This is a genomic window from Pseudomonas sp. GW821-FHT01C01 (genome assembly GCF_059422645.1).
In genome coordinates this window covers 66391-78617 of record NZ_JBWKXF010000008.1, presented here as the reverse complement: position 1 = coordinate 78617, position 12227 = coordinate 66391, and the positions used below count along the sequence as shown (strand labels likewise).

13 protein-coding genes are annotated in these 12227 nt (G+C 58.5%); 10 read left to right on the top strand and 3 right to left on the bottom strand.

Going from position 1 to position 12227, the window contains the following annotated elements; genetic code table 11:
- Positions 1–11: 11 nt before the first annotated feature.
- Complete coding sequence (locus AC07XF_RS08045; protein ID WP_007985849.1) at positions 12–743, bottom strand: HugZ family pyridoxamine 5'-phosphate oxidase; 732 nt, start codon at positions 741–743, stop codon at positions 12–14.
- Between the two features lie 164 nt (positions 744–907).
- Here AC07XF_RS08045 and AC07XF_RS08040 point away from each other — a divergent pair, with 164 nt between their 5' ends.
- Positions 908–1666, top strand: a complete 759-nt coding sequence (locus AC07XF_RS08040) for an SDR family oxidoreductase (RefSeq protein ID WP_495026076.1) — start codon at positions 908–910, stop codon at positions 1664–1666.
- Between the two features lie 133 nt (positions 1667–1799).
- On the opposite strand, the gene apbC is transcribed toward AC07XF_RS08040, so the two are convergent.
- Positions 1800–2894, bottom strand: coding sequence for an iron-sulfur cluster carrier protein ApbC (apbC, locus tag AC07XF_RS08035; protein ID WP_007985851.1), 1095 nt, complete (start codon positions 2892–2894; stop codon positions 1800–1802).
- A 328-nt stretch (positions 2895–3222) separates the two neighbouring features.
- On the opposite strand from apbC, the gene metG reads away from it, so the two are divergent.
- The 8 genes from metG to AC07XF_RS07995 all read left to right on the top strand — a co-directional run bounded on the left by metG (position 3223) and on the right by AC07XF_RS07995 (position 10179).
- Positions 3223–5274: a methionine--tRNA ligase gene (metG, locus tag AC07XF_RS08030; protein ID WP_495026075.1), complete on the top strand. Its 2052-nt coding sequence runs from the start codon at positions 3223–3225 to the stop codon at positions 5272–5274.
- Positions 5275–5491: 217 nt separating this feature from the next.
- Positions 5492–6061, top strand: a complete 570-nt coding sequence (locus AC07XF_RS08025; RefSeq protein WP_495026074.1) for an electron transport complex protein RnfA — start codon at positions 5492–5494, stop codon at positions 6059–6061.
- Positions 6058–7071 carry an electron transport complex subunit RsxB gene (gene rsxB, locus AC07XF_RS08020; protein WP_495026073.1) on the top strand — a complete coding sequence of 338 codons (1014 nt, stop codon included), beginning with the start codon at positions 6058–6060 and terminating at the stop codon, positions 7069–7071. Before AC07XF_RS08025 ends, rsxB begins: the two co-directional genes overlap by 4 nt.
- Entirely contained in the window at positions 7058–8044 is a 987-nt protein-coding gene (locus tag AC07XF_RS08015) for an RnfABCDGE type electron transport complex subunit D (protein ID WP_495026072.1), read from the top strand. Before rsxB ends, AC07XF_RS08015 begins: the two co-directional genes overlap by 14 nt.
- Entirely contained in the window at positions 8041–8652 is a 612-nt protein-coding gene (locus tag AC07XF_RS08010; protein ID WP_495026071.1) for an RnfABCDGE type electron transport complex subunit G, read from the top strand. Before AC07XF_RS08015 ends, AC07XF_RS08010 begins: the two co-directional genes overlap by 4 nt.
- Positions 8645–9229 (top strand): Rnf-Nqr domain containing protein, encoded by a 585-nt coding sequence (locus tag AC07XF_RS08005; protein ID WP_495026070.1) that lies wholly within the window; start codon positions 8645–8647, stop codon positions 9227–9229. Before AC07XF_RS08010 ends, AC07XF_RS08005 begins: the two co-directional genes overlap by 8 nt.
- Before the next feature lie 25 nt (positions 9230–9254).
- Positions 9255–9893 (top strand): endonuclease III, encoded by a 639-nt coding sequence (gene nth / locus AC07XF_RS08000; RefSeq protein ID WP_007985859.1) that lies wholly within the window; start codon positions 9255–9257, stop codon positions 9891–9893.
- 106 nt (positions 9894–9999) lie between these two features.
- Positions 10000–10179 (top strand): PA3496 family putative envelope integrity protein, encoded by a 180-nt coding sequence (locus AC07XF_RS07995; RefSeq protein WP_007972325.1) that lies wholly within the window; start codon positions 10000–10002, stop codon positions 10177–10179.
- 80 nt (positions 10180–10259) lie between these two features.
- Here the strand turns inward: AC07XF_RS07995 and AC07XF_RS07990 are convergent, their stop codons facing one another.
- A complete protein-coding gene (locus AC07XF_RS07990; protein WP_495026069.1) occupies positions 10260–10886 on the bottom strand; it encodes a response regulator in 627 nt (208 codons plus the stop codon).
- 542 nt (positions 10887–11428) lie between these two features.
- Here AC07XF_RS07990 and AC07XF_RS07985 point away from each other — a divergent pair.
- The gene (locus AC07XF_RS07985; RefSeq protein WP_495026068.1) at positions 11429–12127 is read left to right on the top strand and encodes a hypothetical protein; all 699 of its coding nucleotides are present in this window, start codon (positions 11429–11431) and stop codon (positions 12125–12127) included.
- Positions 12128–12227 lie beyond the last annotated feature (100 nt).

The window sequence follows — 12227 nt, the reverse complement described above, 5'->3', positions numbered from 1 at the left end:
GTTTCGTGAATTCAAGCATCGGCCACTTCATTTTTCGGCCAATGATCGGCGTGGGCCAGAGAAACCAAGGCTTCCCGGACTTGTGTCGGCGTATTACAAGGCGCTTGAAACGGCAACCAGTACAGGCTCTGACCGATCCGCAGGTGCATGCCTTCGGCATCGATACCGGCCATTTGCGCCGGCACGTTTTTCGGCAGCCCGGCCAGATCGACGTAATGGGCGATGGCCTTGGCGTGATCGGCGTTCATGTGCTCGACCATGCTCACTTCAGCCTTGCCGGCGAACGGGTTGGCCAGGGTCAGGTCGTTGACCCAGTGAATCGCACCAAAACCGCCGATGTAACGGTGGCGTACTGGCTTGAGCACCCAGAAATCGAAATCGTGGGCCTTGTGATAACCCTGTGACTCCGGGAAGTAGCGGTAGTAACGCTCGGAGGCGGCTTCGATGGCCGCCTCGTCTTCGAGCTGCTGCGCTTGCGCCAGGTAAGTCAGCCGACCAACGGCTTGAACGTCTTCGGCGCCACGCTCGCCGACAAAGAGCGAGCACTTCGGATCTTTTTGCAGATTATGCGTGTGCTGGGCGATGCGGCTGATCAGGATCAGCGGCCGGCCCAGCTCGTCCAGGCAGTAAGGAACCACGGAGCCGAACGGAAAACCGGGCATCGATTTGGAGTGCGTCGAGAGCACCCCACGGTATTCCTTGAGAAGCAATTCTCGTGCATGCTTAGCCGCTTCAACGCTCAATTTATGACTCCTTAAATAGAATCCGTCATAAAAACGGACGAGCTGCTGGTAAAAGTTCCAGCACGCCATCGGGGCAGTTCTCATGTGCAGCCGGACCACGTCAGGCGCAGATCGAGAGGCCCTCTACAAGGAAACCACTCTGACCTGCTGCCGGGGGCATGCGAATGCAACTCACTGACAAAGTAATCATTATCACTGGCGGTTGCCAGGGTTTAGGCCGTTCCATGGCCGAGTATCTCGCCAGCAAGGGCGCGAATCTCGCGCTGGTCGACCTGAACCAGGAGAAACTCGACGACGCCGTAGCAGCATGCAAGGCCAACGGCGTAGAGGCCCGCGCCTACCTGTGCAACGTGGCCAACGAAGAGCAAGTGACCCACATGGTTGCCCAGGTCGCTGAAGACTTCGGCGCGATCCATGGCCTTATCAACAATGCCGGGATCCTGCGTGACGGCCTGCTGCTCAAGGTCAAGGATGGCGAAATGACCAAGATGAGCCTGGCCCAGTGGCAGGCGGTCATCGACGTCAACCTGACCGGCGTGTTCCTGTGCACCCGTGAAGTCGCGGCGAAAATGGTCGAGCTGAAAAACACCGGCGCGATCATCAATATCTCGTCGATTTCCCGCGCCGGCAACGTCGGTCAGACCAACTACTCCGCCGCCAAGGCCGGTGTCGCGGCGGCAACCGTGACCTGGGCCAAGGAACTGGCGCGCTACGGCATTCGTGTCGCCGGCATTGCACCGGGTTTCATCGAAACCGAAATGACCCTGGGCATGAAGCCTGAAGCGCTGGAGAAGATGACCTCCGGGATCCCGCTCAAGCGCATGGGCAAGCCGGAAGAGATCGCCCATTCGGCGGCTTACATCTTCGAGAACGACTACTACACCGGTCGGATTCTGGAAATGGATGGCGGATTGCGCCTCTAAGGTCACCACCAAGTGAATGTGGGAGCGGGCTTGCTCGCGAAAACGGTGTGTCATTCAACCAATTAGTTGACTGATCCATCGCTTTCGCGAGCAAGCCCGCTCCCACATTTGGCCTGCGTTTATCTGACGAGTATCAATCGTCGCTGATGCTGATGTTCGGCATCGCCGGCGTCAAAGCTTCCTGCAACACAATCCGCGCACCGACATGGCGGGCCAGTTCCTGGTAGACCATGGCGATCTGGCTGTCAGGCTCGGCGATCACCGTTGGCTTGCCGCCATCGGCCTGTTCGCGGATGACCATCGACAGTGGCAATGAGGCCAGCAGTTCGACGCCATACTGGTTGGCCAGTTTCACGCCACCGCCCTCACCGAACAGATGCTCGGCATGTCCGCAGTTGGAGCAGATGTGCACGGCCATGTTTTCCACCACGCCCAGCACCGGAATGTTGACCTTGCGGAACATTTCCACGCCCTTGCGCGCGTCCAGCAATGCCAGGTCCTGCGGGGTGGTCACGATGACCGCACCGGCCACCGGCACTTTCTGCGCCAGGGTCAGCTGGATGTCACCGGTGCCTGGCGGCATGTCGATGACCAGGTAGTCCAGGTCGCCCCACGCGGTTTGGGTCACCAGTTGCAGCAAGGCGCCGGAGACCATCGGACCACGCCAGACCATCGGCGTGTTGTCATCGGTGAGGAACGCCATGGACATCACTTCGACACCATGGGACTTGAGCGGAACGAACCATTTCTGATCCTTGACCTCGGGACGGGTGCGCTCCGGGATGCCGAACATGATGCCCTGGCTCGGGCCATAGATATCCGCATCAAGAATCCCGACCTTGGCGCCTTCGCGGGCCAGGGCCAGGGCCAGGTTGGCCGCCGTGGTGGATTTGCCCACGCCGCCCTTGCCGGACGCCACGGCCACCACGTTCTTGACATTGGCCAGCCCCGGAATCTGTGCCTGGGCCTTGTGTGCGGCGATCACACTGGTGATCTCGACACGGGCACTTGCCACACCATCCAACCCCTGAATGGCCATTTCCAGCATCTGCGCCCAGCCACTCTTGAACAGACCGGCGGCATAACCCAGTTCAAGCTGAACGCTGACGCGGTCACCCTGGATGTCGATGTTGCGCACGCACCCGGCGCTGACCGGGTCCTGGTTCAGGTAAGGGTCGGTGTATTGGCGAAGGACGGCTTCCACCGCTGCGCGATTGACGGCGCTCATGGGCAACTCCGAAAACAGGACTGGAAAAGATAGCGGGTATCGTACCTGTTCTAAAGCCTGGGCGGCATGCTTTCAGAATGTCACAAATGTCCTGTGGCGAGACGCCCCGTAGCAGCTGGCGAAGCCTGCGTTCGGCTGCGCAGCAGTCGCCAACCCGGACAACCCGGATTACCTGAAACACCGTGGCGCCTGGTTTTACGACTGCTGCGCAGCCGAACGCAGGCTTCGCCAGCTGCTACGGGGACCGTGGGTACGGGTCGCGGGGGTGAAAAATATGCGCCGGCGCTTTATAGTGGCCGACCTCCGTTTCATCAAGTAGCCGAGCCCCATGTCCGAGCCACGCAAGATCCTCGTCACCAGCGCCCTGCCCTATGCCAATGGTTCGATTCACCTCGGCCATATGCTGGAATATATCCAGACCGATATGTGGGTGCGCTTCCAGAAGCACCGCGGCAATCAATGCATCTATGTCTGCGCCGACGACGCCCACGGTTCGGCGATCATGCTGCGCGCGGAAAAAGAAGGCATCACCCCGGAACAACTGATCGCCAACGTCCAGGCTGAACACAGCGCCGACTTTGCCGAGTTCCTGGTGGACTTCGACAACTTCCACTCCACTCACGCCGAAGAAAACCGTGAGCTGTCGAGCCAGATCTACCTGAAGCTGCGTGACGCCGGGCACATTGCCACGCGCTCGATCACCCAATATTTCGACCCGGAAAAGAAAATGTTCCTGGCCGACCGCTTCATCAAGGGCACCTGCCCGAAATGCGGCACCGAAGACCAGTACGGCGATAACTGCGAAAAATGCGGCGCGACCTACGCGCCAACTGACCTGAAAGATCCGAAGTCGGCGATCTCCGGTGCCACCCCGGTGCTCAAGGATTCCCAGCACTTCTTCTTCAAACTGCCGGACTTCCAGGCAATGCTGCAAACCTGGACCCGCAGCGGCACCCTGCAGGATGCCGTCGCCAACAAGATCGCCGAATGGCTGGACGCCGGCCTGCAACAGTGGGACATCTCCCGCGATGCGCCGTATTTCGGCTTCGAGATTCCCGACGAGCCGGGCAAGTACTTCTACGTGTGGCTGGATGCGCCGATCGGCTACATGGCGAGCTTCAAGAACCTGTGCAACCGCACGCCGGAGCTGGACTTCGACGCGTTCTGGGGCAAGGATTCCACGGCCGAGCTGTACCACTTCATCGGCAAGGACATCGTCAATTTCCACGCCCTGTTCTGGCCAGCCATGCTCGAAGGCGCTGGCTACCGCAAGCCGACCGGAATCAACGTGCACGGCTACCTGACCGTCAACGGCCAGAAAATGTCCAAGTCCCGCGGCACGTTCATCAAGGCCCGCACTTACCTGGATCACCTGTCTCCGGAATACCTGCGCTACTACTACGCCTCCAAGTTGGGCCGTGGCGTCGATGACCTCGACCTGAACCTCGAAGACTTCGTGCAGAAGGTCAACTCCGACCTGGTGGGCAAGGTCGTCAACATCGCCAGCCGTTGCGCCGGGTTCATTCACAAGGGCAATGCCGGCGTGATGGTCGACACCAACGCCGCGCCTGAGCTGACCGAAGCCTTCCTGGCCGCCGCGCCAGGCATTGCCGACGCCTATGAAGCCCGCGACTTCGCCCGCGCCATGCGCGAGATCATGGGCCTGGCCGACCGCGCCAACGCCTGGATCGCCGACAAGGCCCCGTGGTCGTTGAACAAACAGGAAGGCAAACAGGATGAAGTCCAGGCCATCTGCGCCACCGGCGTCAACCTGTTCCGCCAGTTGGTGATCTTCCTCAAGCCTGTGCTGCCGCTGCTGGCCGCCGACGCCGAGGCGTTCCTCAACGTCGCACCGCTGACCTGGAACGACCACGCGACCTTGCTCGCCAACCATCAGTTGAACGAGTTCAAGCCGCTGATGACCCGAATCGACCCGGTCAAGGTACAAGCCATGACCGACGCCTCGAAAGAAGACCTGACCGCCAGCCAGACCGACACCGGCGAAGCCGTACCTGCCGGCAATGGCGAACTGGCCAAGGATCCGCTGTCGCCGGAAATCGAGTTCGACACCTTCGCCGCGGTCGATTTGCGCGTCGCGCTGATCGTCAAGGCCGAACACGTGGAAGGCGCCGACAAGCTGTTGCGCCTGACCCTCGATATCGGTGACGAGCAACGCAACGTGTTCTCCGGGATCAAGAGCGCTTACCCGGACCCGTCCAAGCTCGATGGCCGCCTGACCATGATGATCGCCAACCTCAAGCCACGGAAAATGAAGTTCGGCATCTCCGAAGGCATGGTGATGGCAGCCGGTCCTGGCGGGGAAGAAATCTACCTGCTCAGCCCTGACAGCGGCGCCAAGCCGGGTCAGCGCATCAAGTAAGGCCTGCGGCAAATCGATCCCACAGTCGTGCCTGGCGCGGCTGTGGGATTTTCATGTCTGGCCCCCCCTCCCGCCTTGCCGGATAATGCCTACTCTTCCTGTAGGAGCGAGCTCGCTCGCAATGGTCGTTAACGATTATGCGTGTCCATAGATTGAACGCAGCGCTCTTGAGTCCATCGCGAGCAAGCTCGCTCCTACAAAACTGCCGGCACGATCAATGACCGAAATCCTGCTTACGCTTATCAGCGCCGCCCTGATCAACAACCTCGTGTTGCACTGGCCGTTGGCCGTCGATCCGCTGTTGGCTGGCCAGCGCCGACAGGTCCATGCCTTGGGTATTGCGACGACATGCCTGATGCTGCTCGTGGGCATGTTCGGCTACGCGCTCTACCACTGGCTGCTGGTGCCGCTGCAATTGACGGCGCTGCGCCTGTTTGTGTTTCTGCCATTGAGCGTGCTGCTGATCGACCCGTTGCTGAAGCTACTGGCGCGGGTGTTTTCGACACTGTCGTTCGAAGGCCTCTGGCCATTGTTGCTGGGGAATGCCGGCGTGCTCGGCGTGGCCTTGCTCAACGCTCAGGATGACAAGGGCTTCTTTCACGCCACAGCCTTGAGCCTCGGCGCAGGACTGGGCTTCTGGCTGGTGTTGAGCCTGTTCACTGATTTGCGTGAACGCACGGCCGACAGCGATGTTCCCCTGCCCTTCCGCGGCTTGCCGATCGACCTGATTGGTGCCGGCCTGATCGCAGTGGCCTTTCTCGGATTCAGCGGACTGATCAAAACATGAGTCTGATTCAACTCATCGACGCACTCTTGCCGCAAACCCAATGCGGCAAGTGCGGCCACCCCGGGTGCAAGCCGTACGCCGAAGGCATTGCCAGCGGCGAGCCGATCAACAAATGCCCGCCCGGCGGCAACGAAACCATCGCGGCCCTGGCTGAGTTGCTGAAGGTGCCGGTGCTGGAGCTGGACATCACTCGCGGCTCGGCACCTGCACAGATCGCCTATATCCGCGAAGCCGAGTGTATCGGTTGCACCAAGTGCATTCAGGCCTGTCCGGTCGATGCCATCGTCGGCGCAGCCAAACTGATGCACACGGTGATCATTGATGAGTGCACCGGTTGCGACCTCTGCGTGGCACCGTGCCCGGTGGACTGCATCGAAATGCGCCCTCTGCCACTGGACACGGTTCTGCCCGTTGTCGGTGGCCTGGCCCTCACACCGCAGGCGCGGCAGGCCCGCACCCTCAAGCGCGATCACGCACGGCGCCGCTTCGAACAGCGCAATGCCCGCTTGCAGCGTGAGGAGCAACAGAAAATCGCCGAGCGCCAGGCCCGACAGCGTGCCGCACAGCCTGACGAGGTGGCCGCCGACCCGGTGCAGGCCGCCCTCGAGCGTGTCCGCGCCCAGAAAGCCGCCAATGCCGATGCCGCGCTGAAAAAAGCCAAAATCGATGTAGCGATGAGTCGCGCGCAACTGCACAAATCGCTGAAAGCCTTCGGGCATCCGCCGACCTTCGAACAGCAATCGCAGTTGATCGTCCTGCAACAACAGTTCGAAGCCGCCGAACAAAACCTGGCGCAACTGGAAAGCGCCGCCCCACCCGCTCCCGCACCGACGGTCACAGCGGTGTCGTCAAATGATGCCGATCTGAAACGGGCCAAGATCCAGTTGGCCATGCGCCGCGCCGAACTCAAGAAGGCTCAGGCCAACGAAGCACCGGCGGAACACATCGAAGCCCTGGAGCGCGCACTCGGCGAAGCCGAACGCCAGGTGGACGCCCATGCCGGCCCTTGAAACAGTTGATGATCGCCTGCAACAGGCGATGAAACTGGTGCTGCTGGCCACGCTGCCGGGAATGCTGGCGGCGTTCTGGCTGTACGGCTGGGGTGTGTTGATCAATCTGGTTCTGGCGGCCGCTGCTGCGTTGGCCGTCGAGGCAGCCATCGTGCATTTGCGCAAGCGACCGCTGCGGCCGACCTTGAGTGACGGTAGCGCGTTGGTCAGTGCCACATTGCTGGCTCTGGCGCTGCCGCCTTACTGCCCATGGTGGCTGACCCTCAGTGCAGCCGCTTTTGCGATGATTTTCGGTAAACACCTGTATGGCGGCGTCGGTTCGAACCCCTTCAACCCGGCGATGCTCGGCTTTGCCCTGGTGCTGGTGACCTTTCCCCAACCCATGACCCATTGGCCATCGCTCCATGGCATGGACCTGCTGAGTGGCTTGCAGCAAGCGTTCGGTGTCGGCAATGCGCCGGATGCGTGGGTGCAGGCCACGGCGCTGGACAGTCTGCGGATCAACAAAAGCCTGACCATGGATGAACTGTTTGCCGGCAACCCGGCATTCGGCCACTTCGGCGGCCGGGGGGTGGAATGGGTGAACCTGGCGTTTCTGGCGGGCGGTATGTTTCTCCTGCAACGAAGGGTGATCAGCTGGCATGCACCGGTCGGCATGCTGGTCAGCCTGTTCATCATCAGCCTGCTGTGCTGGAACGGGTCGGGCTCAGACTCCCATGGCTCGCCGTTGTTTCACCTGCTTACCGGCGCGACCATGCTGGGAGCGTTCTTCATCATCACCGAACCAGTGTCCGGCGCCAGAAGCCCAGGCGCGCGACTGCTGTTCGGCGTCGGTGTCGGGCTCCTGACTTATCTGATTCGTACCTGGGGCGGGTATCCAGACGGCATCGCCTTTGCGGTGCTGTTGATGAACCTGTGCGTGCCGGCGCTGGAGCGGTTCGTGGTGGCCAGACAACAGCCGGAGGCGCCATGAGCCGGACATCAAGCATCGCGCTTCTGGTGCTTTTGGCCGCACTTGGCCTTGGCGTGACGTACTTCGTGCAGCTCGGCAGCGCGCCGCGTATTGCAGCCGAACAGCGCCTGATCGACAGCCGCAACCTGCTAGATCTGATCGCGTCAGACAGCTACGACAATCAACCACTCGAACACCCCATCACGATCGAAACAACCGCCCTGACCAACAGCACCTTGCTCGGTGGTTATCTGGCTACCCGGGCCGATCAACCCGTCGCAGTGTTGCTGCGCAGTCAAACCCTTGGCTACGCCGCTGCCATCGACCTGTTGATCGCTATCGACGCCAATGGCCGGTTGCTGGGCGTCAAAACCCTCAAACAGTCGGAAACACCAGGTCTGGGTGCACGGATCGCCGACTGGCCCAATGCCTGGCTTCAGGTTTTTTCCGGCAAGTCTCGAACAGAACCGGGCGACAGTGGCTGGGCGCTGAAAAAGGATCAGGGGCAGTTCGATCAGATTGCTGGCGCGACCATCACCTCAAGAGCGGTGATCAATGCCATCCACGATGCCTTGCGCTACTTCGATGAACACCGGCAACAACTGCTCGGAAACCCTGCCCATGGATAATTCATCGACTCTGCGCAACGCCTTGATGCTGACGCCGTTGATCGGCGCCACCCACTCGCTGGTGAGTGCCCTTGGCCTGTGCCTGATGTTCGTGGTGGTGACCCAGTTGTTCAGTCTGGCCATGGGCGCCCTGCGATCGCGACTTGTCCCGGCGACGCGCTTGCCGGCCAGCCTGCTGTTGGCGGCCTCGCTCACCAGTTGCGCGGAACTCATGGCACAGGCCTGGTCGCTGCAATGGCAGCAGCATCTGGGGTTTTATGGCGCCTTGATTGCCCTGCAATGCGTCGTACTGGAACACACCGGGTTCTTTCAGGACGGCTGGCACCAACGCCTGCGACTCAATGGCCTGTTTGCCACGCTGATGATCACGCTGGGCCTGCTGCGCGAACTCATCGGCAACGGGACACTCGCAAATCACCTATCGTGGCTGATCGACGCAACGCAAACTGACTGGCAAGGCTGGGTGCTGGTGGCTGATGGCGGCCTGCGCCTGGCCACATTGGTCCCTGGCGGATTCATTCTGCTCGGACTGCTGATCGCCGCCTGGCAAGCCTGGCACCCCACGCCCACACAATGATTGCCTTCGAGGAAACGCACTGCCCATGAATGCCGCAAAACGTCTGGAAATTTTCCGCAGACTGCACGAGGACAACCCGGAACCCAAGACCGAACTGGCCTACTCCTCACCGTTCGAATTGCTGATTGCCGTGATTCTCTCGGCGCAGTCGACCGATGTCGGCGTTAACAAGGCCACAGCCAGGCTGTTCCCGGTCGCCAATACCCCGGCGGCGATCCATGCCCTGGGCGTGGAGGGACTGTCGGAGTACATCAAGACCATCGGCCTGTACAACAGCAAAGCGAAAAACGTGATCGAAACGTGCCGCTTGCTGGTCGAGCGTCACGCCGGTGAAGTGCCACAAACCCGCGAGGAGCTGGAAGCACTGCCCGGTGTCGGCCGCAAAACCGCCAATGTGGTACTCAATACGGCATTCCGCCAGCTGACCATGGCCGTCGACACGCATATTTTCAGGGTCAGCAACCGGACCGGCATTGCTCCCGGCAAGAATGTGGTGGAAGTCGAGAAAAAGCTGATGAAATTCGTGCCCAAGGAGTACCTGCTCGACTCCCATCACTGGCTGATCCTTCACGGTCGTTATGTTTGCCTGGCCCGCAAGCCCCGATGCGGGAGCTGCCGGATCGAGGACTTGTGCGAGTACAAGCACAAAACCTCCGACGATTGAGGCGCTATTAGGTTTTTTGAATTACCGATTGAAAAAATCTTTTTTACCCGCAGGGAGATTGTCGATATAAGGAGCGCCAAAGGCCTTCTTAGCCTGGAGCAACTAAATGAGTACTGGCAAAGAGCAATTGGACGTAGAAGACGACTTCACCACCGCCGAAACCGATGACGCCGAGCCGGTGGTTGAAGTAGCGAAAACTAATCTGAGCAAGCGCCGCACCATCGACAACCTGCTGGAGGAGCGCCGACTGCAAAAGCAATTGGCCGATTACGATTTTGACTTATGACACCTGAAAGCCTCCCGAAACGGAGGCTTTTTACTAAGTGCCATACCCCGGTAGACGCCCCTTGTCGCGCAGTGACTTCATCACACCAGACCATTGCGTTGTGCCAGCTCGATCAGGTCGACCAGAGACCGCGCATTCAGTTTGAGCAACAGACGGGTCTTGTAAGTACTGACTGTTTTATTGCTGAGAAACATTCCATCGGCAATCTCTTTGTTGGTCTTGCCTCTGGCCAACTGTTGCAGGACCATCATTTCCCGTCCCGACAAACGATCAACCATATCGGCCTCGCTGGCGTTCCCCAAACTGGAACGCACGGTATGCAAGGCTTGATTCGGAAAGTAACTGTAACCTGACAACACGGCCTTTATTGCACTGAGCAGTTCCGTCAGGTCTTGTTGCTTGCAAACATAACCGGCCGCACCAGACTGCATGCAACGCATGGAAAAATGCCCTGGCGCCTGGGAGGTCAATATCAGCACTTTCATCGGCATTGAGGTCGAAGACAAACGCGCGATGACCTCCAACCCGTCCAGCTTCGGAATCCCGATATCCAGAATAACAATATCCGGCATAAGTTCACGGGCTAGTTGCAGTGCATCCACACCATTATCGGTTTCTGCAATAACTTCGTAGCCATGACGTTCCATTAGCATACGTACCGCAAGACGAATGACGGGGTGATCATCCACGATCAGCACTTTATTCATGGGCAAGTCCAATTTTCGCTGTTCGAATTTTTAGAGCCCGCACAATAGCCTAGTCGTTTCACCCATGGCATGTCGCCCCTTCCAGCCACCCGCACCGAGAGACATTCCTTACAAACAACACGGATTCCTCCTACAAAAAACCCTCGAACGGAATGAGTTGAAAACTGTATCAGCGTCATGGTGTCGCACTTTCCAGAAGTCGCCTCTATCGATTTACGACCAAAATTTTCCGAGGACCCGCCTGAACGGTCGTAACCCGATAAACATCAGCCTCTACTCCTCTAAAACGTAACTGATATTTACGCTTCCAACATTCACACCAGAAATATCACACACCAGGCATCCGACTACTCTTACAGCAAATAATATTTTTTGAGCAATTATTAATACATCATCAACACTCAAAGAATCGAAGCCCCCCCCAACAAACAAATAAAAATATCTACAAAAACCAACGGGCAATAAAATCACTACAATAATCACTACATCAAACCAGCCACATAAACCATTCGAGAAAAGACAATCCAGCATGAGTACAAAACATGATAAGAAAACGAATTACCAACCCAATGACAATTATCGCGACATTCGCCGCACTCTCTGAAACTTCGGCAGCTGTTTCTCTACCCTTCCTCGACCAGGAAGAAAGAGAACTCTACGTCTGGTTTCTGATCAGTTTTCCGTTCTATTTACTTTTACTTTTTTTCGCGACACTCAATTTCAACTACAAATCACTTTATGCGCCTTCCGATTTTGAAAAGGGAAAGCACTTCATGAAAGTCATGGATGATGCAGGGCGGTCGGAAAAAAAAGCGTCCGGGAAGTCGTCTGAAAATCCCGCACTGGAAACGTCAACGAATGACTGGCAGCCAACCCGGACGCCCTGTGGTGCACAGGACCCACCAACCGGGATTGGTCTGCAAACCACCGTCTCCGTTCAGCACCGACTTCAGTTACCCGAACTGGTAAACGACCTGTACATCATTGATGCACGCTGGATGAACAAGGAGATCGAATTTGGAGCGCTGCTGGAAAAAATCCAGAGGCCACGGGAAAAGACGGCGTACGTGATTCTGTTTATCACTTGTGCCGTTTCGGAGACTTTACTGAAAGCCAGTGCGCTTAAACATTCAAGGCAGACCAGAAAGCGCAGTGCCGCCTTTCATGTTGCCTACAATCTGGACTCGCACAGGTTGTCGGTCATTGACCAGGCCGGACAACCGGCAAACAACAATGCGTAGTACAGGACAGACCATTGGAAGGAGAAAAACAGGAAATCATCAGCGCAATCGAAATCACGCGACAACGCAGTAACTGGCGTCACCCCCCCCGTTTTCAGGT

Excerpts from the sequence above, each read along its gene's own strand:
- AC07XF_RS08040 (WP_495026076.1), top strand. The coding sequence starts at position 908 with ATGCAACTCACTGACAAAGTAATCATTATCACTGGCGGTTGCCAGGGT.
- apbC (WP_007985851.1), bottom strand. The coding sequence starts at position 2,894 with ATGAGCGCCGTCAATCGCGCAGCGGTGGAAGCCGTCCTTCGCCAATAC.
- metG (WP_495026075.1), top strand. The coding sequence starts at position 3,223 with ATGTCCGAGCCACGCAAGATCCTCGTCACCAGCGCCCTGCCCTATGCC.
- AC07XF_RS08025 (WP_495026074.1), top strand. The coding sequence starts at position 5,492 with ATGACCGAAATCCTGCTTACGCTTATCAGCGCCGCCCTGATCAACAAC.
- rsxB (WP_495026073.1), top strand. The coding sequence starts at position 6,058 with ATGAGTCTGATTCAACTCATCGACGCACTCTTGCCGCAAACCCAATGC.
- AC07XF_RS08015 (WP_495026072.1), top strand. The coding sequence starts at position 7,058 with ATGCCGGCCCTTGAAACAGTTGATGATCGCCTGCAACAGGCGATGAAA.
- AC07XF_RS08010 (WP_495026071.1), top strand. The coding sequence starts at position 8,041 with ATGAGCCGGACATCAAGCATCGCGCTTCTGGTGCTTTTGGCCGCACTT.
- AC07XF_RS08005 (WP_495026070.1), top strand. The coding sequence starts at position 8,645 with ATGGATAATTCATCGACTCTGCGCAACGCCTTGATGCTGACGCCGTTG.
- nth (WP_007985859.1), top strand. The coding sequence starts at position 9,255 with ATGAATGCCGCAAAACGTCTGGAAATTTTCCGCAGACTGCACGAGGAC.
- AC07XF_RS07995 (WP_007972325.1), top strand. The coding sequence starts at position 10,000 with ATGAGTACTGGCAAAGAGCAATTGGACGTAGAAGACGACTTCACCACC.
- AC07XF_RS07990 (WP_495026069.1), bottom strand. The coding sequence starts at position 10,886 with ATGAATAAAGTGCTGATCGTGGATGATCACCCCGTCATTCGTCTTGCG.
- AC07XF_RS07985 (WP_495026068.1), top strand. The coding sequence starts at position 11,429 with ATGATAAGAAAACGAATTACCAACCCAATGACAATTATCGCGACATTC.